The 21,795-nt window shown below is 68.1% G+C and carries 22 protein-coding genes; 5 read left to right on the top strand and 17 right to left on the bottom strand.

Annotated features, from left to right (window positions below):
• Positions 1–164: 164 nt before the first annotated feature.
• Both LFT44_RS09745 and polA read right to left on the bottom strand, forming a co-directional pair.
• Positions 165–1,460 (bottom strand): GNAT family N-acetyltransferase, encoded by a 1,296-nt coding sequence (locus LFT44_RS09745; RefSeq protein ID WP_236802576.1) that lies wholly within the window; start codon positions 1,458–1,460, stop codon positions 165–167.
• Positions 1,461–1,537: 77 nt separating this feature from the next.
• Positions 1,538–4,180 (bottom strand): DNA polymerase I, encoded by a 2,643-nt coding sequence (gene polA, locus LFT44_RS09740; RefSeq protein ID WP_236802850.1) that lies wholly within the window; start codon positions 4,178–4,180, stop codon positions 1,538–1,540.
• A 217-nt stretch (positions 4,181–4,397) separates the two neighbouring features.
• Between polA and LFT44_RS09735 the strand changes: the two genes are divergently transcribed.
• A complete protein-coding gene (locus tag LFT44_RS09735; protein WP_236802575.1) occupies positions 4,398–4,862 on the top strand; it encodes a hotdog fold thioesterase in 465 nt (154 codons plus the stop codon).
• A gap of 22 nt (positions 4,863–4,884) precedes the next feature.
• On the opposite strand, the gene LFT44_RS09730 is transcribed toward LFT44_RS09735, so the two are convergent.
• The 8 genes from LFT44_RS09730 to LFT44_RS09695 form a co-directional block, all read right to left on the bottom strand.
• Positions 4,885–5,445, bottom strand: a complete 561-nt coding sequence (locus LFT44_RS09730; protein WP_236802574.1) for a dihydrofolate reductase family protein — start codon at positions 5,443–5,445, stop codon at positions 4,885–4,887.
• A gap of 85 nt (positions 5,446–5,530) precedes the next feature.
• On the bottom strand, positions 5,531–5,752 hold the full coding sequence (locus LFT44_RS09725; protein WP_236802573.1) for a hypothetical protein: 222 nt from the start codon (positions 5,750–5,752) through the stop codon (positions 5,531–5,533).
• Positions 5,749–7,008: an inorganic phosphate transporter gene (locus LFT44_RS09720; protein ID WP_272910887.1), complete on the bottom strand. Its 1,260-nt coding sequence runs from the start codon at positions 7,006–7,008 to the stop codon at positions 5,749–5,751. The genes LFT44_RS09725 and LFT44_RS09720 overlap by 4 nt, the downstream gene beginning before the upstream one ends.
• 152 nt (positions 7,009–7,160) lie before the next feature.
• Positions 7,161–7,667, bottom strand: a complete 507-nt coding sequence (locus tag LFT44_RS09715) for an HAD domain-containing protein (protein WP_236802571.1) — start codon at positions 7,665–7,667, stop codon at positions 7,161–7,163.
• Between the two features lie 17 nt (positions 7,668–7,684).
• Complete coding sequence (locus LFT44_RS09710; protein WP_236802570.1) at positions 7,685–8,371, bottom strand: hypothetical protein; 687 nt, start codon at positions 8,369–8,371, stop codon at positions 7,685–7,687.
• A gap of 74 nt (positions 8,372–8,445) precedes the next feature.
• A complete protein-coding gene (locus LFT44_RS09705) occupies positions 8,446–8,877 on the bottom strand; it encodes a VOC family protein (protein ID WP_236802567.1) in 432 nt (143 codons plus the stop codon).
• A gap of 103 nt (positions 8,878–8,980) precedes the next feature.
• The gene (locus LFT44_RS09700) at positions 8,981–9,700 is read right to left on the bottom strand and encodes a response regulator (protein ID WP_236802565.1); all 720 of its coding nucleotides are present in this window, start codon (positions 9,698–9,700) and stop codon (positions 8,981–8,983) included.
• Positions 9,697–11,700 carry a DUF4118 domain-containing protein gene (locus tag LFT44_RS09695; RefSeq protein WP_236802562.1) on the bottom strand — a complete coding sequence of 668 codons (2,004 nt, stop codon included), beginning with the start codon at positions 11,698–11,700 and terminating at the stop codon, positions 9,697–9,699. Before LFT44_RS09695 ends, LFT44_RS09700 begins: the two co-directional genes overlap by 4 nt.
• A 106-nt stretch (positions 11,701–11,806) precedes the next feature.
• On the opposite strand from LFT44_RS09695, the gene LFT44_RS09690 reads away from it, so the two are divergent.
• Positions 11,807–12,427: an L-threonylcarbamoyladenylate synthase gene (locus tag LFT44_RS09690; protein ID WP_236802560.1), complete on the top strand. Its 621-nt coding sequence runs from the start codon at positions 11,807–11,809 to the stop codon at positions 12,425–12,427.
• 116 nt (positions 12,428–12,543) lie between these two features.
• On the opposite strand, the gene ligD is transcribed toward LFT44_RS09690, so the two are convergent.
• Positions 12,544–13,566 carry a non-homologous end-joining DNA ligase gene (ligD, locus tag LFT44_RS09685; protein ID WP_236802558.1) on the bottom strand — a complete coding sequence of 341 codons (1,023 nt, stop codon included), beginning with the start codon at positions 13,564–13,566 and terminating at the stop codon, positions 12,544–12,546.
• A gap of 68 nt (positions 13,567–13,634) precedes the next feature.
• Here ligD and LFT44_RS09680 point away from each other — a divergent pair, with 68 nt between their 5' ends.
• Positions 13,635–14,312, top strand: coding sequence for an alpha/beta hydrolase family protein (locus LFT44_RS09680; protein WP_236802556.1), 678 nt, complete (start codon positions 13,635–13,637; stop codon positions 14,310–14,312).
• Positions 14,313–14,329: 17 nt separating this feature from the next.
• On the opposite strand, the gene hrpB is transcribed toward LFT44_RS09680, so the two are convergent.
• From hrpB to LFT44_RS09655, 5 genes are all read right to left on the bottom strand, one after another.
• On the bottom strand, positions 14,330–16,954 hold the full coding sequence (gene hrpB, locus LFT44_RS09675) for an ATP-dependent helicase HrpB (RefSeq protein WP_236802554.1): 2,625 nt from the start codon (positions 16,952–16,954) through the stop codon (positions 14,330–14,332).
• 41 nt (positions 16,955–16,995) lie between these two features.
• Positions 16,996–17,613 (bottom strand): hypothetical protein, encoded by a 618-nt coding sequence (locus tag LFT44_RS09670; RefSeq protein WP_236802553.1) that lies wholly within the window; start codon positions 17,611–17,613, stop codon positions 16,996–16,998.
• Entirely contained in the window at positions 17,603–17,905 is a 303-nt protein-coding gene (locus LFT44_RS09665) for a hypothetical protein (protein WP_236802551.1), read from the bottom strand. The genes LFT44_RS09670 and LFT44_RS09665 overlap by 11 nt, the downstream gene beginning before the upstream one ends.
• A gap of 147 nt (positions 17,906–18,052) precedes the next feature.
• Entirely contained in the window at positions 18,053–18,568 is a 516-nt protein-coding gene (locus tag LFT44_RS09660) for a flavin reductase family protein (protein WP_236802549.1), read from the bottom strand.
• 212 nt (positions 18,569–18,780) lie between these two features.
• Positions 18,781–19,719, bottom strand: coding sequence for a 5'-3' exonuclease (locus LFT44_RS09655; RefSeq protein ID WP_236802548.1), 939 nt, complete (start codon positions 19,717–19,719; stop codon positions 18,781–18,783).
• 158 nt (positions 19,720–19,877) lie between these two features.
• Between LFT44_RS09655 and LFT44_RS09650 the strand changes: the two genes are divergently transcribed.
• Positions 19,878–21,035 (top strand): BNR-4 repeat-containing protein, encoded by a 1,158-nt coding sequence (locus tag LFT44_RS09650; protein WP_236802547.1) that lies wholly within the window; start codon positions 19,878–19,880, stop codon positions 21,033–21,035.
• Positions 21,032–21,172, top strand: a complete 141-nt coding sequence (locus LFT44_RS09645) for a hypothetical protein (protein WP_236802546.1) — start codon at positions 21,032–21,034, stop codon at positions 21,170–21,172. Before LFT44_RS09650 ends, LFT44_RS09645 begins: the two co-directional genes overlap by 4 nt.
• Before the next feature lie 16 nt (positions 21,173–21,188).
• Here the strand turns inward: LFT44_RS09645 and LFT44_RS09640 are convergent, their stop codons facing one another.
• The gene (locus LFT44_RS09640) at positions 21,189–21,785 is read right to left on the bottom strand and encodes a dihydrofolate reductase family protein (RefSeq protein ID WP_236802848.1); all 597 of its coding nucleotides are present in this window, start codon (positions 21,783–21,785) and stop codon (positions 21,189–21,191) included.
• Positions 21,786–21,795: the final 10 nt, after the last annotated feature.

The raw sequence follows: 21,795 nt of genomic DNA, 5'->3' as shown, positions 1-21,795 counted from the left end.
TCGCGGTGGATCCAAACGGATCCTCCGGGTCATCCTGATTTGTGGATTGCTTTTCAATGCCGCCCTCGAGGGGCAGCAAGTGCGTGCACGTGGTACACGCCCGTTTATTCTAGTCGCTGCCGGCAATGCGGGTCAAAGCGGAAGCGGGGCAGGCCGGCAGCGGATTAGAAGTGCGTCAGGCAGTGGGTGGGCCGCTCCACCGCGAACAGCTGCTGCGCTTTGAAGGCCGCGCCCGGAGTTGCCTCGCAGAGGGCACCTGCCGCCTTCAGCGTCACGGGGCTGATCCCGCCCAGGTAGATGGAGGACAGCGCCGAAACGTCCAGTGCCAGGTCTGCTTTTCCCGCTGGAACACGTTCGACGGCGGCCTCGCCGCCCTGGACGTCCAGCGCGAAAGTTCCACCGGTGAGGCCCAGTGGGTCCCCCACTTCGAGGACCAGCCGTCCGTCCGCAGGGTAGCGCCGGGCGGCCAGGGCCTGCGGGATGTCGAGGATGCGGAGCCAGAGCATGTCACGGCTGTCCGAGGCGTCGATGCAGCGCGGGTCCGCCAGCGCCCAGGCCAGGGGATCGTCCACCGGGGCCTCGTTCCAGGACACACGTTCCACGAGGTCGATGGCGCCAAGGTATTGCCACAGTTCCAGATAGGCATGATCCGTGGCGGCAACGAGGTCCACGACCTCCACGGTGGCGGGCGTAGTCTCCCAGCCGGCGAACTTGTAGGAGACGTAGCCGTCCACGCCGCCGTCCGGGCCGTAGTGCAGAGCCGCCTTGATGGCGGGGTCCTCCTTGCCGTCACGGCCCATCGACCCCGAAGCGAGCAGCCAGTACCACTCCTGGCGCCCGAGGGAGCCGGGGGTGTGGCGGTGCACGCGGTCGAAGACTTTAGGGGCAACGTCGAGCAGGACCCTCGGGTCCGCCACCTCCACGGTTCCCGTTGCGTGGTGGCGCAGGCTGAACCGGGCCGTGGTGTCCACCTTGACGGTCCGCTCGAGGCTGGCCACGCCGTAACCAAACCGCCCGTAGATGCTCCCTTCGGAGGCGGTAAGGGCGGCCACCGCGATGCCGTCGTCCTTGGCTGCCTGCAGATCCCCGGTCATCATGCGCCGCAGCAGGCCGCGGCGGCGGTGCGAAGTCCGGACGGTGACGGCGGTAACCATCTGGGCTTCCAGCATCCGGCCAAAACCTATGTTGAGGGTTTTCCGGAACGTCCCGAAAGTAGCCACGGGCACCTCGGCCGGGAGCGAGTGCTCTGCCGGTGTTCCGGTCTGGTAGGCGCCGGTGAAGATCCTGCGGTCGACCTCGTAGGTGGCCATGGACCGCGCCACGTGCTCCGGGGTGGGGGTGGAGTCATGGAAGCCGAAGCCCACCGCCCTGCCCCAGGTTTCGGCTTCGGCGTACCCGTCTTTCCCTTTGGACACGGCAGGAAAGCGCCGGATTTCATAGTTTCCGCTCAGATCACCCATTTACCCGAGCCTAGCCAATGGATCCGGCGCCTGACCAGCAAAAACAGCGCCGCATATCGCCGGCGTCCGCGGCGGGGCTAGTGGCCGGCGTCGTACCAGCTGGGTCCCACGCCGATCTGGACTTCCAGGGGGACGCTGAGGTCCGCGGCAGCGGCCATCTGCTCGGTCACCAGTTTCTCCACGGCAGACCGCTCCCCTGCCGCCACCTCCAGGACCAGTTCGTCGTGGACCTGGAGCAGCATGCGGGACTTCAGGCCCTGGGCCTGGAGTTCGGCGTGGACTCCCAGCATGGCGCGTTTGATGATGTCCGCGGCCGAACCCTGGATGGGGCTGTTCAGCGCGATGCGTTCAGCGTTCTCACGCAACTGCCGGTCGGTGCTGGTGAGGTCCGGCAGGTAGCGGCGGCGTCCCTCGATGGTGGCCGTGTACCCATCAACCCTGGCCTGGTCCACCACGCCCCGGAGGTAGTCGCGCACGGCGCCGAAGCGGTCGAAGTAGTCCTTCATGAGGGTACGGGCCTCATCAACGGAAATTTCCAGCTGCTTGGACAGGCCGAAGGAGGTCAATCCGTAGGCAAGGCCGTAGGACATCGCCTTGACCTTGGAGCGCATGGCGCTGGTGACCTGGTCCGTGGGGACATGGAAGATATTGGAGCCGACGAACCGGTGCAGGTCCTCTCCGTCCTTGTACGCCTGGATCAGCCCAGCGTCCCCGGAGAGGTGGGCCATGATGCGCATCTCGATCTGGGAGTAGTCGGCGGAGAGAAGGCATTCGTAGCCGTCGCTGACGACGAAGATCCCGCGGACCCGCCGGCCTTCCTCGCTGCGGATGGGGATGTTCTGCAGGTTGGGGTTGTTGGACGAGATCCGGCCCGTGGCGGCAACGTTTTGCGCGTAGGTGGTGTGGATGCGGCCGTCTTCCGCCACGGACTTCTTCAGCGACTCGATCATCTGCCGCAGCTTGGCGGCCTCACGGTGCGCCATGAGCTGGACAAGGAACTCGTGCCCGGTCTTTTCCAGGAGGTTCTTCAACGACGCGGCGTCCGTGGTGTAACCGGACTTGATCTTCTTGGTCTTGGGCAGCTGCAGTTCGTCGAACAGGACGGTCTGCAGCTGTTTGGGCGAGCCCAGGTTGACCTCGTGCCCAATGGCGGCGAAGGCCTGTTCCTGGGCCTGGTCGATCACCCTGGCAAGGTCGGCCAACTGGTCGTCCATCTTGTCCATGTCGACGGCGATGCCCGCAAGTTCCATGTCCGCCAGGACGCGGCTGACCGGCAGCTCAAGGGTGGACAGCAGCTCCTCCGCCTTGCGGCTCTTGAGTTCGTCCTCGAAGTAGCGGCTCAGGGCCAGCACGACGGCGCCGGCCTGGACGAGCGAATCGGCCGCGGCGTTGTCATCGCCGTCGAAGGACAGTTCCAGCTGCCCGGCTTTGGCAGTGGCAGCGGGAATTCCCACGTTGAGGTGGTGCTGGGCGAGCTCGGCGAGTTCATAGGTGCGGCGGTCCGGCTGGATGAGATAGCCGGAAATGGAGGTGTCGTCCACCACGCCCTCCAGTTCCAGGCCGCGGGCCGTCAGCGCCTTGAGCGCGGCCTTGAAACCGTGCATGACCTTGGGCGCTTCAGGATCGCGCAGCCATGCCGCGAGCACGTTCTCGGTCTCAGCGTCCTGGCCTGAGAGGTCGACGTAGACCGCGGCGTCGCCGCGGACGATGGCCAGCGCAGCGGCGTCCTCGCCGATGCGGCCCGGGACGAGGTCGACGGCGAGGGCGGACCGCTGGCCGGCGCCTGCGGCCAGGAAGGCGGCCAGTCCGGCGGCGTCAGCAGGGACAGTGTATTCAGGGGTGTCGATGCTTTCGCGTTCGGCGGCGGGGGTGTCTGCGTCGCCGTAGAGGGCGAACAGGCGACCGCGGATGGCCTTGAACTCAAGCTGGTCGAAGAGGTCCTCCAGGGCCGCCTGGTCCGGGCGTGGCTCGTGGAGGTCCTCCAGTGTGACGGGGAGGTTGAGGTCGGTGTGGAGCTGGTTCAGCCGCCGGTTGCGCTTGACGTTCTCGATATTCTCCCGGAGGGCGTCGCCCACCTTCCCGCCAATGGCGTCGAGGTGTTCCAGGACGCCTTCCAGGCCGCCGTACTGGTTGATCCACTTGGCCGCCGTCTTGGGGCCAACGCCGGGCACGCCCGGGAGGTTGTCCGCCGTCTCCCCCACCAGCGCTGCGAGATCGGAGTAGCGGGACGGGCTGACGAAGTACTTTGCTTCGATGGCCGCGGCGTCCATCCGGGGGATGTCGCTGACACCCTTCCGCGGGTACAGCACGAAGACGTTGTCCGTGATCAGCTGGAAGGCGTCCCGGTCGCCGGAGACGAGCAGCACCTCGTAGCCTGCCTTTTCACCCATGGCGGCAAGGGTGGCCAGGATGTCGTCGGCTTCGTAGCCCGGCATCTTGATGGTCTTGATGCCCCAGGCTTCCATGACCTGGGCGATGAGGTCGATCTGGCCGCTCATCTCGCGCGGTGTTTCGTTCCGGCCACCCTTGTATTCGCTGTACTCGGTCTTCCGGTGCGTGGATTCGTCCGAGACGTCGAAAGCGACCGCGATGTGGGTGGGCTGCTGCTCCTTGATGAGGTTGATCAGCATGGAGGTGAAGCCGTGGATGGCGTTGGTGTGCTGGCCGTTGGAGGTGGAGAACTTGTCCGCGGGCAGGGCGAAGAATGCACGGAACGCCATGGAGTGGCCGTCCAGGACCAGCAGCCGCGGCTGGTCGGTAATGGGAATGACGGGCGCTTCGGTAGCTGAAACAGACCCTCCGGCAGCGGGGGCGGCGCTCTTGGCAGCAGGCTTTGGGGCGGCGGAGCGGGACTGCGGGGCAGCCCCCTCATCGATGGCCTGGGACGGGAAGGGAGCCGGTTTGGTTGTTTCACTCACAGGTGCCAGCCTAGTTGCCATGACAGACAATTTCACGCCGGGCGCTTTCGCCGAAGAGCTGGCAGCTGCCGGTATTCCCGACCACATGCACGGCTGGCTGGGGAGGTTCGGCGTCGGCGCACTGGTGGTGAAGATGGGCATCCATTTCCTGGAGATGAGCCCTGAACGCACCGTTGCCACCATGCCCGTGGAGGGCAACACCCAGGTGGCGGGGATCCTGCATGGCGGCGCGCACGTGGTGCTGGCGGAAACCTTGGGCTCCTTCGCCGCGGGAATGCATGCCGGACCGGACCGCCACGCCGTGGGCATCGAGGTCAGTGCCACGCACCACCGGTCCATCGCCGAGGGCTTGGTGACGGGCACGTGCACCGCCATTCACCTGGGACGCACATTGACCACCCACGAGATCGTCATGACGGACGGGCAGGGACGGCGCCTGTCAACCGCCAGGATCACCAATATGCTCCGGGATAACGTCGCCTAAGTCAGGCCCAGGGCCTTCGGGCTCAGGCCTGCGGGCCGGAAGCCGAGGGCAGCAGGTAGCGCAGCTCGACGATCCCCCTGCCCAGGGTGCGGGAGGCAGCCAACTCAAGTGCCGGCGTCGGGCCCTTCATGGGCAGCAGCCGCTTCCCTGCACCCAGTACCACCGGAATGACGGAGAGGATGATCTCATCCAGCAGGCCTGCGTCGGCGAACTGGGCCGCGAGGTTGCCGCCGCCAACCACCCAGATGTTCCTGTCCCCGGCGGCACGCCGGAAGTCCGCAATGAATTCCTGGACGTCACCGCGGACAAAGGTGATGTCGGCACCCTCCGGCGCACGGTATTCGTGGTGGGTGAACACGTAGCTGGGCGTACCGTTGTACGGCCACTTGCCCGGCTCGTGCTCCTGCAACCAGGCGAAGGTTTCCCCGCCCATGACGATGCAGCCAACCCCGGACCTGAAGTCGTTGTAGCTGTCCGCGCCGCCCTCGAAACCGTCGAACTGCAACAGCCAACCCAGGTCGTCTGAGGTGGTGGCGATGAAGCCGTCAAGGGATGCGGCAACAAAGTACTGGATGCGTGGCATGGGCCCAGCCTAGCGAGCCGGCGCAACCCCGCCAATCAGGGGGCCCGGCCACCGGCCCGGCAGTGCTGCGTGGAGAAGGGCAGTGCTACTTCGAGAAGTACGGGATGATCAGGTACAGCCCGAAGAGGACTGCCACGCCACACAACCCAAAGCAGATGTAGGCGAAGGAGCGCTTGACGCCGGGGGACGCCTGCTGGGCGTCAGCGGCAATCGCTGTGAACCGGACACCCAGCGAGTAGAGGGTCACCACGATTGCCGCGGACACGAGGGTGGCGCCTGCAACGGTCAGGAGTTCCAACCACTTCATCGTTGATTCTCCTTGCGGTCGGTTGCTTTTGCTCTTGCTTCTGCCCTGGCTTTTGCGTCGGCCTTGGCTTTCGCTTTGGCTTCGGCCCGGGCCTTCTTCTTTGCGAAGCGGACGGCCTGGCCGGCTTCCTCCACCTCGACGGCGTTCTGGTGGCTCACGGAGGACTTTCGTGAGTAGAAGAACATGAACAGGACAGCCGCGCTGCCCGCGACGGCGGCGATGAGGACGCCCACGGCGCCGGTCTTCACCAGGAGGGCGGTCAGTGCGCCGACAACCCCTGCGGCCGGGAGGGTGAAGAGCCAGCCCAGCGCGATCTTGCCCACCATGTTCCAGCGGACCGTGGTCCCGCGGCGGCCCATTCCCGAGCCGATCACGGAGCCGGAGGCCACCTGCGTAGTGGAAAGGGCGAAGCCCAGGTGCGAGGACGCGAGGATGGCGGACGCGGTGCTGGTCTCCGCCGCAAAGCCCTGGGCGGGCTTGACCTCGGTCAGGCCCGAGCCCATGGTGCGGATGATGCGCCAGCCGCCGGCGTAAGTACCGATGGCGATGGCCAGGGCGCAGGCCGAGATCACCCAGAGCTGGGGGCCGGAGCCGGGGGCCTGGGTTCCGGCGGCGATCAGGACCAGGGTGATGATGCCCATGGTCTTCTGGGCGTCGTTGGTGCCGTGGGCCAAGGCCACCAGGCTGGAGGTGAAGATCTGCCCGGTGCGGAACCCGCCGCGCTTCTGGGTGAGCTTGGTGCCCGTCTCGGGATCGTGGCGGGAGGTCAGGGCGTAGGCCAGGCGCGTGCAGACATAGGCGGCGAGGCCGGCAATGACAGGAGCGAAAACAGCGGGAAGGATGACCTTCTGGAGCAGGGTTTCAAGGTTGACGGAGTTGAAACCCGCGCCGACGATGGCTGCGCCGATGAGTCCGCCGAACAGCGCGTGCGACGAACTGGACGGCAGGCCCTTGAGCCAGGTGATCATGTTCCACAGGACGGCACCCATCAGCCCGGCGAAGATGATCTCCGGGGTGATCTGGACGCCGCCGGATCCCTCCCTGATGATGCCGCCGGAGATTGTCTTGGCAACCTCGGTGGAAAGGAATGCGCCCACGAGGTTCAGCACCGCCGCCAGGGCGACGGCCGTCTTGGGCTTGATGGCACCCGTCGCGATGGGCGTTGCCATGGCGTTCGCGGTGTCGTGGAAGCCGTTCGTGAAGTCGAAAAATAGTGCCAGTGCGATGACCAGCGCCACCATGAAGGTGATATCCACCTGTTGCCCAATCTGCAGAGTCGACGTTCAGCAGTTTCACTTACCAGGCTGCCTTGCACAGCATAGTTCACCAGCTGTTTGCGTGGAATGACTTGCGGCGCGGGCACAACCGGCGGGAAACCCTAACGATCGTACGCGTCCCGGGCATGAGGTCAAAACACGGGTTGGAGCAGGAAAGACCGGAGCCGGTCCAGTTCCGGAGGCGTTATTCCGCGCCGGGGATGCGGCGAGACGGTCAGGATGCGGCGGCCAAGGATCCGGGCCCACTGCTGTGCTTCAGCCTCGAAGGCCAGTTGGTCGTCCACCCAGGCCACGGCATCCGGGCCCGTTTTTTCAACATCCGCCTGGATGGCCCGAAGCTTCCACCAGCCGGTCCCGCCGGCGGCCCCGTCCGCAGCGAGGTACGGCCAGTTCCGGCCGGCAAGTCCGACGGCGGGACACAGGTATTGCGGGGCCAGTTCCTCCCAGCTGGTGAGCCAGACGCACCGCAGCCAGGGCGTCCGGGCCAGGGTATTGAGCCCGGTCACGAGTTCGGCAGCGAAGGCCACCGGCAGCAGCCCGGCGTTGGCGCGCCGCCATTCAGAGCCCCAGCCGGTTACGCCGTCCGGGCCGAACGGACAGACCACCCCGTCGACGTCCAAATAGAGCGTGCGCCACACACTGCACCTGCAGGGACTCAGCCCTGGTGGAACTGGGGCGGCCGTGGCCCGGCATCCAGTTCCGGCGCAATCTTCTCTTCGAGGGCCGCCACCGTGACATCGGGCAGGACGATGAGGCCGTCCAGCTCATGACGCGCCCGCTTGTAGGCGGCTTGACGTTCGGCCGGGGTGGCAGCGTCGTTCTCGGCGATCATCAGCAGTTTGCGTGCCGTGGCCAGCCGTTCGCGTTCGGGCCCACTGAACTTGCTGTCCCGGACGCGCCGGGCTTCCCGCTCGGCCACGTCAAGCGCCACCGCAAAGTTGTTGACCGCCTGCCGGTACGCGTCAAGGCCGGCCACCGACCGGAGGTCTTCGGCTGAGGCGGGCCGCTGGCCGTCCGCTTCCCGCTTGGCCCGAAGGAAGGCTACCGTGAGCGGTTCGCGGACGTCCGTCATCATCGGGAAATCGATCAGCTTGCCCACGTCCAGCTCATAGTCGAGCCACCGCCGATTGGTCGCGTCGTGGGTCGCCATCAGCGCCTGCACCTCGCCCACGGAGGCCCTTTCGGCTTCCAGCGCCTGGTTCCTGAGCTTGTACAGTTCAACCCGGCGCCGGTGCCGGCGTTCGCCTGCCTGCCGCCAGCCGCTTGCCCAGCGACCGGCGAACGCCATCAGCGGAAATACCATCCACCACTTGTCGGAGAGAAACTCCATGAGGGGGCTCACCCGTTAATCCTCCCAGCCCGCGGGCCCGGCCTCAAGAAGCAAGGGAAGATCCACCACCCGGCGGGACAGGGAGCTCAGGGGGCCGGAGTCACCTGCGCGGCGTTGATGTTGACCAGCCAGGACACTCCGAACCGGTCGGTGCACATGCCAAAAACATCTCCCCACGGAGCCCTTTCCATGGGAACTGTCACCGCTCCCCCGTCGGCGCTGAGCTTCTGATAGTAGCCGCGAAGCTCCACCTCATCGTCCCCGCTGAGGGAAATGGATATGGAGGAGCCAGGGTGGTATTGCATGCTGTTGGGGGTGTCCGCGCCCATGAGTACCAGGCCCTGGGTGGTGGCCAGCATGGCATGCATGATCTTCTCCGCTTCCGCAGGGTCTTCGCCGGCCTGGAAGTCGCCGAAGGTGCTGAGCGTCAGTTCGCCACCGAACACGGACTGGTAGAAGTTCATCGCCTCGCGGGCATTGTCGCGGAAGCTCAGGTAGGGATTGAGGACTGTTGGCATGGGAGGGTCTCCTTCGAAGGGGCCGGAACCGCGTCGGCCGGAACTGGGGCAGACACCATCCTGCCCCATGCTGTGACGGCCCGGAAGGGAAACACTCCCCTGTTCACGGCACGAAGCGGTAGCCGGCGCCGGCTTCGGTCAGCAGGTGCCGGGGATTGCCTGGATCGTCCTCCAGCTTCCTCCGCAACTGGGCCATGTACACACGGAGGTAGTTGGCTTCCTTACCGTAGGACGGTCCCCAGACTTCGGCCAGCAACTGCTGCTGCGAGATGAGCCGCGACGGGTTGCGGACCAGGATTTCCAGGATGTTCCACTCGGTGGGGGTGAGCCGCACGGGCTGCCCGGAACGCAGGACCTGCCGGGCCAGGAGGTCAACGGTAAAGCCGGCGGAGCTGACCAAGGGGTGTGTCTTGGCCTGCGGCACCCTCCGCAGCAGGGCACGCAGCCGCGCCAGCAGCTCATCGAGGCCAAAGGGCTTGGTGATGTAGTCGTCGGCGCCGGCATCAAGGGCGCCCACCTTGTCCGGGGATCCATGGCGGGCGGACAGGACCAGGACGGGCACGGCGCTCCAGCGGCGCAGGTTCCTCAGGACCTCGGTCCCGTCCATGTCCGGCAGGCCCAGGTCCAGGACCAGCAGGTCCGGCGCGGACCGGGAGGCCGCCGCGAGCGCGGAAGCACCGTCCACGGCCGTGTCCACCGCGTAGCCGTGCGCGGCGAGCGTGATGCGGAGGGCCTTCAACAGGTGCGGATCGTCATCGATGACCAGGACCCTCGCCTTGGCCTGCCGGGCACTGCCAGGGGTGCCGCCGTCGTTCCCCCTCATGGCTGCGCCCCGGCAGCCGTGTGAATGCCGGGGCTGCCGCCGGCGGGGGCGCTGGCCGGTATGCCGGTAGAGAGGGGCAGGCGGATCACCATGGTCAGGCCGCCGCCCGGGGTTTCCCTGGCGGTGAGCGTTCCCCGCATCGACTGGACGAAGCCCTGCGCCACCGAGAGTCCCAGTCCGATCCCGGTGGACGTGGATGTGTCGTCGAGCCGCTGGAACGGACGGAACATCTCCACCACTTTGCGGGCCGGAACGCCGGGGCCGTGGTCAATGATCTGCAACTCTCCACAGGGATGACCGTCCAGGACACTGCCGCCGGCACCGCCTGCCACCACCACAGCCGTGCCCGCGGCATACTTCAGCGCGTTTTCCAGGATGTTGGCCACCGCCCTCTCCAGCAGGCCGGCATCGGCATCCACCGGGGGCATGTTGGCCGGCAGCGCCACCCTCACCGCTCCCCGGGGCAGGCCCCGTAAAGCAGCTTCAACGGCCTCGGACCAGCGGACCGGGCCCAGCAGCGGTTCCACCGATTGCGCGGTGATCCGCGACATGTCCAGGAGGTTGGCCACCAGCAGGTCCAGCCTGTCCGTGCACTCATCGATGGTCTCCAACAGGTCATGCTGCTCCGCCGGGGTGTAGGAGACGCCGTGCTGCAGGAGCCCGCCGGCAGCCAGCTTGATCCCGGCCAGGGGCGTACGGAGGTCGTGGGACACTGCCCGGAGGATGGCAGTGCGCATGGCGTTTCCCTCCGCGAGGCGGAGCATTTCGGTGCGGGTGGCTGCCAGCTGGCGGCGCTCGAGCTGTGCTTTGACGTGGACCGCGAAAGCGGCCAGCAGCCTGCGCCCGGACGGTGGAACCTCACGCCCCAGCAGCACCAGCGAGGTTTCCTCATCCACCTGCTCAACGGTGGTAGCGGGAGTTCCGGTGGCGGGAACCCCGGCCAGGGGCCCCCGCAGCCGGTCCGCGGCATCCCCGGCTGCGGCAACCACCTGCCAGCCGCCCAGCCCAACGTCTGATCCGGCGTCGTCCTTCATTGCCGTGCCCGGCGCGTCACTGCCCCCGGCGGACGCGTGCCCATCGGTACCGGGTCCGGCGCCGGGCCGGGCCAGGACAGCGGCGCCGGTGGCGCCGAAAACGTTCACCGCTTCAGCCAAAAGCCCCTTCAGGTTGTCCTCGTGCCGGGACGCCGCGAGGGCCAGATCGGCCAGGGTGGCGGCTTCGGCCCGTGCCGTGGCAGCCTCCTTGGACCGCCGGGCAGACCGGTCCACCACCCCTGCCACCGCTACGGCAACCCCGGCGAACACGGCCAGCGACAGGACGTCCTGAGGGTCGTGGATGGCCAGATCCCGCAGCGGCGGCGTGGAAAAGTAGTTGACCAGCACGCTGCTCCATAATGCTCCCGCAATCGCGGGCCAGAGGCCCCCCACCAGGGCGACGGCCACCGCGCCGGCCAGCTGCAGCAGTGCCGCCGTGGCCACGCTGTGGTCAAAGACTGCCAGCAGCAGTTGCAGCCCGGCCGGAAGGGCGGCGGCGAGCGCAAACCCGATCATCACCCTGCGCCGCCCCAATGCGGTCCGCTGCCCGGCGCCCCTGGACAGGGATGGCCGGGACACCGCAGGCCGGGGCACCACCTGGACATCGATGTCCCCGGCGCCGCGCACCACCTTCGCTTCCACGCTGCCGCCGGACAGGACGGCAAACCTGCGGCGGCTCTGCCCTACCAGGATGTGTGTGGCATCGTGCGCGCGGGCATAGTCGAGCAGGGCCCCGGCGACGTCGCCGGACGAAAGCGCGTGATAGCTGCCGCCGAGCCCTGCGACGAGCTGCCGCTGGGCCTCCAGCGCATGCGGCGACTCGCCCTGCGCGCCGGACGGGGTCCGGACGTGGACGGCAAGGACGTCACCTTCGCCCGCCCGCTCCAGGAGCTTCGCGGCGCGGCGCACCAGGAGGTCTCCCTCGCCGCTGCCGTTAAGGCCGATGACGATGCGTTCCCTAGCCATGAGGCACATTCTCCCACCAATGGGCAGGGCAGGTGCCCTCCTCCGCCGCGCCGGCCGGCTGCGGAGGAGGGGTGCGGTGCGGCCCGCGGGAACGTAGGCTCGGGGCATGGCCCGATTCTTTGATGTCCACCCCCACGACCCCCAGCCCCGCGCCATTGCGCATGCGGTGAAGATCATCCGCGACGGCGGCCTGATCGCCTACCCCACCGACTCCTGCTACGCGCTGGGCGCGCAGATGGGCAACCGCGAGGCCCTGGACCGGATCAGGAGCATCCGGCACCTGGATGACAAGCACCACTTCACGCTTGTCTGCCGGGACTTCGCCCAGCTGGGGCAGCTCGTGAACATCAGTAATGACGTGTTCCGGAGCATCAAGGCCGTCACCCCCGGCAGCTACACGTTCATCCTGCCCGCCACCAGGGAAGTTCCCAAGCGCCTGCTCCATCCCAAGAAGAAGACCGTGGGTGTGCGTATCCCGGACAACCGCGTGGTGCAGGCGCTGCTGGCCGAACTGGGCGAGCCGTTGCTGTCCAGCACGCTGCTGCTGCCGGATGAGGAGGAACCGCTGACCGTGGGCTGGGAGATCAAGGAGCGGCTGGACCACCAGGTGGATGCCGTCATCGACGCCGGGGACTGCGGCGCCGAGCCCACCACCGTGGTGGACTTCTCCAGCGGGGTCGCCGAGATTGTCCGGCGCGGCATGGGCGATCCGTCCAGGTTCGAATAACCCACACAGGAGTATCCGCAGGGAGCCGTCGCGGGGCACTTTGCCCCCGGCCGCCGTCGTACGTTACGACGGCGGCCGGGGGTCCGTGTCAACGTGCCCCGTTACGGGAGGGCGGCTTAGTCCTGCTTGCGTGCCCTGCTGGGCTGGACCCGCGGCGGTTCCCCCGGCATCTTGGGGTAGTCCGGCGGAAAGGGCATCTCGCCCAGGCCGGCCTTGCAGTCGCGGTCCCACCACTCCAGCAGAGTATCGATGGTGCCGGGGCTCGCACTGAAATCCGCCCAGGGATCGCCCACCGCCTTCAGCCGTCCGGGGACGGTGAGGATGGTGAAGTTTTTCGGATCGGCGTGCTCCAGTTCGTCCCAGGTAATGGGGCATGAGACTGGGGCGTGCGGAAGCGCCCGCGGGCTGTAGGCGCCGGCGATGGTGCGGTCGCGGTTGGCCTGGTTGAAGTCCAGGAACACGCGCCGGCCCCGTTCTTCCTTCCACCAGGCAGTGGTCACTTTGTCCGGGATGCGCCGCTCCACTTCCCGGGCAACGGCGATGACTGCATGCCTGACGTCCAGGAACTCGCGGGTGGGTTCGATGGGCGCATAGACGTGGAGTCCGCGATTTCCGGAAGTCTTGATGAAGCAGGTCAACCCGGCCTCGGCGAGGACCTCCTTCAGCACCAGGGCGGCGGGGACGGCGTCATCGAAGTCGGTGCCGGGCTGCGGGTCGAGGTCGATGCGCAGCTGGTCCGGGTTGTCGGTGTTTTCTGCGCGCGAAGGCCAGGGGTGGAACACCACCGTGTTCATCTGGACGGCCCAGACGGCGGCCGCGGGCTCATCGAACACCAGCTGCGGGTGGGACCGGGCACTGGGGTAGACCACTTTGACTGAGCGGATGAAGTCCGGCGTGCCCTTGGGCGGGTTCTTGGAGAAGAACTGTTCACCGTCGATGTTGCCGGAAAATCTTTGCAGCGCCACCGGCCGGTCCCCGTTGGCGGCGATGAACGCCTCCCCCACATCGCAGATGTAGTTCACCAGGTCCAGCTTGGTGAGGCCCAGGTCCGGCCACAGGACCCGGCTGGGACTGGAAATCCGCATCTCCCGCGGACCGTGGGGACCCTGCACTGTGATGGTGGTCTGTTCACTCGCCATGGGGACAACGTACACCCCGGCGCAGGCCGGGACCGGCACATCCGGCAGGGCTCCGGCATGATGGACCCATGCCAGCCTCCGAACAGCAGCTCACCATCACCGCAGGTGACGCCACCTTTTCCGCCGTCTATGCCCGCCCCGCGGAGCCCACCGCAACCGTGGTGGTGGCACACGGCGCAGGCGCGGGCATGGAGCACCCGTTCCTCCGCGGCTTCAGTGATGCCCTCAACCGCCTGGGCCTGGCCACCCTGCGCTTCAACTTCCCTTACCGGGAGGCAGGGCGGAAGTTTCCCGACCGCCCTCCCGCGGCGATTGCCGCCTGGCGGGCCGCGATGGCTGCGGCCCGGTCACAGGCTGAAGCGCATGCTGACCGCGGCCCGGTGTGGGCTGCCGGCAAGTCGTTCGGCGGACGAATGGCCTCCATGGCCGTGGCCGAGGGGATGAACGCCGCAGGCCTGGTGTACCTGGGCTACCCCCTGCACGCTCCGGGGAAACCCGACAAGCTCCGGGACGAACACCTGTACGGGCTTACCACGCCCATGCTGTTCCTGCAGGGGACCCGGGACACCTTTGCCACCGCCGACATCCTGTCGGACGTCGTGTCCCGGATCGGGCCCAGTGCCGTCCTGCAGTGGGTTGAAGGCGGTGACCACTCGTTCGCGGTGGCGGGCAAGAAGCGCCCCGCCGACGAGGTGGGGGCGTCCTTGGCCGCCCCGGTCGCCGACTTCATTGCAGCGCACTCCTAAGGGTCCTCGGCCAGCCACTACCTGCGCTGCTTGGTCCGTGCCGTGGCCGGGGCGGACCAGGGGTCTTCCGGCCACGGATGCTTGGGGTAGCGGCCCCGCATTTCCGCACGTACCTGGCTGTACGGTCCCGACCAGAATGAGGTGAGGTCATCGGTGACGGCGAGGGGGCGGCGGGCCGGCGAAAGCAGGTGGAACAGCACCGGCACCCTGCCTCCCAGCAGCCTCGGGGATTCGGCCAGGCCGAAGCACTCCTGCAGTTTCACCGCCACCACCGGGGCAGCCGCGCCGTCACCGGGCTCCGGGTAGTCAATCCGGACTTTGGCGCCGCTGGGCACGTCAAGTCCTTCCGGGGCGAGCTCGTCCAGCCGGGCGGCTTCGGGCCACGGCAGCAGGCGGCGCAGGGGCTGGGCCAGGTCGAGGGAACCCACCGGCTTGCCGGCGGCGAGCTCTTCCAGCTCCGGCCCCAGCCAGTCTTCCAGCCGCGACAGCAGTGCACTGTCCGACATATCGGGCCAGGGCGCTCCCAGCCCGTGATGCAGGAAGGCGAGCCTGCGCCTCAATACGGACGCCGACGCTGACCATGCCAGCGTCGAGAGCCCCCCGGACTGAAGCGCCGCCGCCACGGCCCTCCTGCCCTGCTCTGCCGTGGGGCGGACCGGCGTGGCGGACAGCACGATGGCCCCGAGCCGCCTGGTCCTTCGCGCACTCACCCGGCCGCCACGGAATTCGGTGTCCACCGTCTCGGCCAGCAGGTTCGCCGCGGCCCTTTCGGCCATCACCGCCGAAAGGGGTGCAGCCGCGCGGATCACGGCGCCGGTTCCGGCAGCGGCCCGGCCCTCCGTCCGGGACACTTCCGCCACGGCCACCCATTCCTCCCCCGACAGGCTGCTGCCAACGGGCAGGCCGGCCCTGGTACCGGATGTAAGTAAGTACTGCCCGGCGCCCCCGCTGGCGGGAACGCGGCGGGCCACCCGGTCCGGAAAGGCGAGGGCGACGACGGCCCCTACAGCTTCGCCGCCGGTGGCAGGTATGGCAGGGCCTGCCACGGCAGCGGTTTTTTGCCGCCGTGCCAGGCCAGCCAGGCGCTTGGCCTCTTCTGCCCAGCGGCGGCCCGCGGGGCCCGGGTCGGCACGGAGCTGGGCGAGGAGGCGGGGCAGGTCGGCTCCGGGGGCACGGTTGTCCCCGGAGAGCGCCGCCACCACCTCGGCGGCGAGCTGCTGGCCATGGGAGGCGCCGCCGTCGAGCAATGCCCGGGCCAACCGGGGATCGGCGGGTATCCCGGCAAGGGCGCGCCCCGCCTTCGTCACCTGGCCGTCGTCGGACACGGCGCCCAGCTCGCGGAGCACCTCGACGGCGTCCTCCATGGCCAGCCGCGGGGGTGCATCCGGAAGGGCGAGCCCCCTTCCGCCCGGGGCACCCCAGCAGGCCAGTGTGAGGGCGGCACTTGTCAGGTCGGCCACGTTGATTTCCGGCGTCACGTGGGCGGGGGCCGCCCCGTATGCCTGCTGCGAGTAGCAGCGGACCACCGTTCCCGGCCCTTGCCGCGCGGCGCGGCCGGCACGCTGGTCGGCGGATGCGCGGGAGCAGGAGACCGTCACCAGCCCGCTCATGCCCCGGCCGGAGTCCCGCCGCGGCTCGCGCGCGAGCCCGGAGTCGATGACCAGCCGGACGCCGGGCACCGTCAGGGAAGACTCGGCAAGATCGGTGGAGACGATGATCCGCGGCGGGTCACCGGGACCGCGTCCCGACACCGCCCTGTCCTGCTCCGCCGCGCCCACCTGGCCGTGGAGTTCGAGGACGTCCACGGTGCGACCAGTGCGGGTACGCAGCGCTGCTGCAACGTGGGAGACCTCCCGGGCGCCAGGGAGGAACACGAGGGCGTCCACTGACTGGCCGGCGGCGATGGCGCGGGCGTGGGCGTCCGCCGCTGCCGCGGCCACATGGTCCAGGAAGGAACGGCTCACCCCCCTGGCGTCCAGCCGCGCCCCTGGCGCCGGGATCCACTGGACCTCCAACGGATGGTTCACGGAAGGACAGTCGACCACGGGTGCCGGCATGCCGCCGTCGGAATCCCCCAGCAGCCCGGCGAACCTTGGCGCGTCCAGCGTTGCAGACATGGCGACGACGGCGAGGTCGCCCCTGAGCGCCCGGACCTCCGCGAGCATGCCCACCAGGAGGTCGGTTTCCAGCCCACGTTCGTGCACCTCGTCCAGGACGACGGCGGCGGTCCCGTCAAGCCCGGGATCGGCCAGCAGGCGGTGGAGCAGGATGCCCGGGGTGACAAATTCGACCCGGGTGCCGGGGCCTGCCTGGCGTTCCCCGCGGACGGTGTAGCCCACGCGGCCTTCCCCCCGCCCCCTTCCGTCCAGGACGGAGAGCCGGCGGGCAGCGGCCCGGGCGGCAACACGGCGCGGCTGGGTGACGACGACGCGCCCGCGCCGGCCGTACAGATTCGCCAGCAGCGGCGGGACGAGCGTGGTCTTTCCTGTTCCGGGCGGCGCCTGCACCACAGCTGCGCCGGGTGAGCTGCCGCTTTCCAGTACGCTGCGCAATGCGGACAGGGAACCCTCGAAGGCAAGCCCGGCGCCGATGGCCGCAAGGTCGAAGGCGTCGGCGGGCAGAGGGCCCTCAAGGGGAGTCATCCGTCCATTCTGCCCTGCCGTGTGGCACCCCGCCGTTGGGGTCAGGGCTTTCCTTGCCCCTTGCCCTTGTTCTTGTCCTTGGCTTCTTTGGCAGTGTCCGACCGCTGGTCGCCGGGAACATCCGCGGCCGGTTCAGGGGCGGGAGCAACGGCAGGCACCGCCGGTTCCACGGGAGCGGGGACGGGTCCACTTTGGTCCGTGTCGGCAAGTGGGGTGCTGTCGGAGGGGGCAGGAGCGGCTGCACCGGGTTCCGGCGCGGGAGGTGCTGCGGCGGCCGCCACTTTCGTGGCGAGGTCCGACTTTACTGCCGAGAGCGCGGTCTCGATGCCGCGGTAGCGTGCGGCGGAGAGGCGCCCCGCTGCCGCCGCGTCACCCAGGTCTTTCTCGAGTGCCTGCAGGGCGGCCAGTGCCCCGTCCATCCTGTTCTCCGCGGCCGCCTGGCTGATGCTCAGGACGCGGATCTGGAAGCCCCGGAGGACGTTTTCGTCGGCGTCCGCAGAGCGAATGCCTGCCGCGCCAACCACCAACGCCGCGGCAACCAGGGTGCAGCACAGGGCGATCAGGCCACGGAGCCTCCGGCGGCGCGCTGGCGCAGGGTTTGCCCCGGCTGCCTCAGCGGTGTGTCCCGGTGCCGTGGCCGGTTCCCCCTCACGCGGCATGCCGGCCCCGCATCGGCATGGGAGCGGTGGAGCGAACAGGCAGCACGGTGACGGTGGCCGGTTCGGCCCCGGCGGCCGCGGCCGTGGTCTTGTCTGCGGGGGCAGTACGCCGGGCCAGGAGAATCCGGACAGCCGTCCGCAGGATGGTGGCGATCAACAGGCCGATGCCCACTCCGAGGAGCACATGGCCCGCAAGATAGTGCTGGGCAGCTCCCGGGCCACCCTCAGCGGCAACCGCCGCCCCGCCAACGGTCAGCATCAGTGACAGGGCCGTACCGAAAATTGCGCCCATGGCTCCTGCTCCCATCCCATTTAATCAGCAAGCTTACTAGTAATGCTCAGTAAGCTTACTACCTGATGGGCCTGAAGCAAGAGTACGGAAGGCCGGCGTTCCCGCGCGCGGAGCGGAAGCCTTACGCCCATCGATGGGCAGGCCCGGTCAGCCCGCCGCTTCGAGCAGGCTCTCCGCCGGCGCAAGGCCGGCGTGCCGGCCCTTGTAGAAGAGCAGCGGTTCGGCGTCGTGCCGCGCGTGGAGGTGCCGCACCGCGGCCACCACGATGGTGTGGTCGCCGCCGTCGTACTCTGCGTGGAGCTCGCAGTCGATCCACGCGAGCGCATCATCGAGCACGGGATTTCCCAGCGGCGAGGAGGTGTGGCTGACGCCGGCAAACTTATCTGCTCCCGAGCGGGCGAACTGCCCCGCGAGGTGCTGGTGTTCTGCCGGGAGGATGTTGACGGTGAAGGAACCGGCCTTCCGCAGCACCGGCCACGTGGTTGAGGTGCGCGCCGGGCTGAACGTGATTAGGGCAGGATCCAACGACAGGGATGCGAAGGACTGGCAGGTAAAACCGGCGGGCCCGTCCGGAGTGGAACTGGTAATTACGGTCAGGCCACTGGCGAATGTTCCGAAAATATCGCGCAGGCGGCGCGGGGCAAGATCTGAAGTGACTGTCATGGAAATGGCCTCTCATCTGGATCGTTACCTCACCAAACCACCCCGACCAGGCCTGTTCAAGCGGCCTGAAACGCGCGGACTCGGACCGCAATCCAGCGTCACGCCCGTACATCCGGCGTCATCCGCACTGGTCCACCTGGATCCTGCCGTGTCCATGGATGACGTAACACATGACGGTTCTCGTCGCGGCCATTCGCGCCCTTCGCGCCTGGCTAGCCGCGCTGGTCCAGCGCGGCCAGCAGCCGCCGGACCGATCCGCCCAGGTTCCAGTCGGCGGCAAGCCGCTCGAGTTCGGCGCGCCGCTCGCCGCTCACGGGGTGCAGGAGGGCGCCGGCTTCGTCAAGGGTGGGAAGTTCCAGGTCCCGCACCAGGCGGACGACGGCGGGGGCTGCTTCAAGGTACGCGGCGGCGGCAGCCAGCTTGGCCTGGACAGGACCGGATACCCCGCCGTCGGGCTCTTCCGCCGCTGCCAGCAGGCGTTCCAGGGTGCCGTGCTTGAGCAGCAGGGACGAAGCCGTCTTCTCCCCGATTCCCGCCACGCCGGGCAGGCCGTCGGAGGCATCCCCGCGCAAGGTTGCATAATCGGCGTACTGCTGCGGCAGCACCTTGTACTTGGCCACCACGCTTTCTTCCGTGATGACTTCGAGGTTCTTCATGCCGCGGGCGGTGTAGATCACCCGGACGCCGCGCTCGTCATCGCAGACCTGGAAAAGGTCACGGTCGCCCGTGACGACGTCCACCGGAAAGGCAGACTGGCTCGCATAAGTCCCAACGACGTCGTCGGCCTCATGGTGGGCCGCGCCGACGATCGCGATGCCGGCCAGCTCCAGCACCCTGCGGATCATGGGCAGCTGCGCTTCGAGCCCCTCCGGGACCACCTCAACGTCCGTGCCATCCGGTACCGCCCGGGCCACCCGGTGGGCCTTGTAGGTGGGAAGCAGGTCCACCCGCCATTGGGGCCGCCAGTCATCGTCCCAGCAAGCCACAAGATGGGTGGCCTGGTAGTCGATGGTGAGCCGGGCGATCATGTCCAGCAGTCCGCGGACGGCGTTGACCGGCGTACCGTCCGGATGGCGGATGGTGTCCGGGAGGCCGTAGAAGGCACGGAAGTAGAGGGAGGCAGTGTCGAGCAGCATGAGGCGCTGGGGCATACCTTGATCCTGACACGGAACGGCTCCGTACGGCAGCAGGCGGGTCCCGTGCCTGAAGCGGCCGCCCAGGGATGACCACCTGGTTCAGAGGCGTTGACCCCCGGGGAGGCATGGGCGAGGATAGCGGAATACGCTTTCCTACTCGAACCAGGAGTGCCATGCCCGCGGACCCGATCACAATCAACGACAACGGCGCATGGTGCTGGTTCCAGGACGAGCGGGCCCTGGTCGATCCCGTTACCAACACCCTGCTGGCGGGTTCCGTGGCTGCCCCCGACGGCCCCGGCGGCGAAAGCCGGGGCGGCAACATCGAAATTGCCGTCCTGGACCTGGCCACCGGCCAGAGCACGGTGCACGTCCTGCACCAGAGGCTGGAGCCCGACGACCACAATGCGCCCGCGCTGCTGATCAGGCCGGACGGCCGGTACCTGGCCATGTACGCGAAGCACAAGACAGACAACTTTTCCCGCTGGCGAATCTCCACGCGACCCCACGACGCCTCTGAATGGGGCCCGGAAGAATGCTTCGACTGGACGGAACTGGCGGCCGGCCGCGGCGCCACCTACTCCAACCTGCACCGCCTGGACGCGGAATCCCGGGTATACAACTTTGTCCGGGCCATCAACGACGACCCCACGATGATGGTCTCGGAGGACGACGGCAGCAGCTGGAGTTACGGTGGCAAGCTCTTTACCCGGCCTAAAATCGGCTACGTCAACGGCTACACCCGCTATGTCGGCAACGGCACCGACCGTATCGACCTCATCACCACGGACCACCACCCCCGCGACTTCAACAACAGCATTTATCACGGCTTCATCCGGGACAACGCGCTGCACGATGGACAGGGCCAGGTGGTTTCCAAGCCCCTGCTCGGCTCCCCGGCATCAACCAGAGCTCCCTCACCACGGTTTTCAAGGCAGGCACCGAACTCGGCGGGGACATCCTCACCCACGGCTGGACCGTCGACGTCCGCGGCCAGGGCTCCCAGCTGGCCGCCATCATCAGCTGCCGGTCTAACGACGTCAACGGCGCCCTCGGGCGGGAGCAGGCGCTCGACGTCGATGACCACCGCCTGCTCTACGCCCGCTTCGACGGGATGCGCTGGCAGTTGCACCATCTCGCAGCGGCCGGCCCGGCCCTGCTCCCCCACGAACAGGACTACACCGGGCTGGGTGCGGTGGACCCCTACGACCTGGACCGGGTGTACGTCTCCGCTCCGGCCGATCCCCGGACCGGCGATGCCACCGCACATTACGAGCTCTACGCCGGCCGGACCCGGGACGGCGGCGCCACGTGGGAGTGGGAGGCAGTGACAGCCAACTCCGGCGTGGACAACCTTCGTCCGATGGTGCCGCCCGGAGACGCCGCCGTGCATGCGGTTTGCTGGTTCCGCGGCAGCATGCGCTCCTCGCAGGCCTACCGGACCGAAGTCGTGGTGCTTCCACGGTGACCTGACGCCGGAGGCTTTACGCCTGCCCAGCCCCTTGCGGCGTGTCGATCACGCGCGGGATGTACTCGAGCAGCTGGAGGCGCCCGTCAAAGGTCCTGCTGTCCACCATCTCCAGGGCAACGTCAGGGTAGCCCTCATAGATCCATTCGCTTCCGGTACGGCCGGTGATCAGGGGGAAGACAACCAGGCGAAACCGGTCCACCAGGCCGGCTGTAACCAGGGACCGGCAAAGGCTGAGGCTGCCCAGGGTACTCAAAGGCCCCGCGGAGGCCTGTTTCATCTGCCTGACGGCCTCAACGGCGTCCCCGGCCACCAGTTGGGAGTTCGGCCACCGGAGGGGTGTTTTTAAACTGGAGGAAAACACCACCTTGGGGACGGCAGCGAGGCCCGTCAGCGAAGTGGCTTCCTCCGCGGAGAACCCTTCACCCCCGGCCGCCGCGTCCTCCGACATGCCGGACATGAGGCGGTAGGTGTTGGCCCCCATCAGATAGGTCCGCTCCTTACGGGCCTCCTGCTTGAGCCAGGCCAGGTATTCCGGCCCTTCCAGGCCCCACCAGCCCGGCCAACCCTCCCCATTGGCACAGCCGTCCAGGGTGACGATCAGGTCCACCATCAACTGGCCC

Source organism: Arthrobacter sp. FW306-05-C (genome assembly GCF_021801725.1).
GTDB lineage: Bacteria > Actinomycetota > Actinomycetes > Actinomycetales > Micrococcaceae > Arthrobacter.
Note: the sequence above shows the minus strand (reverse complement) of the source record. Positions and strands in the feature narration are given on the sequence as shown.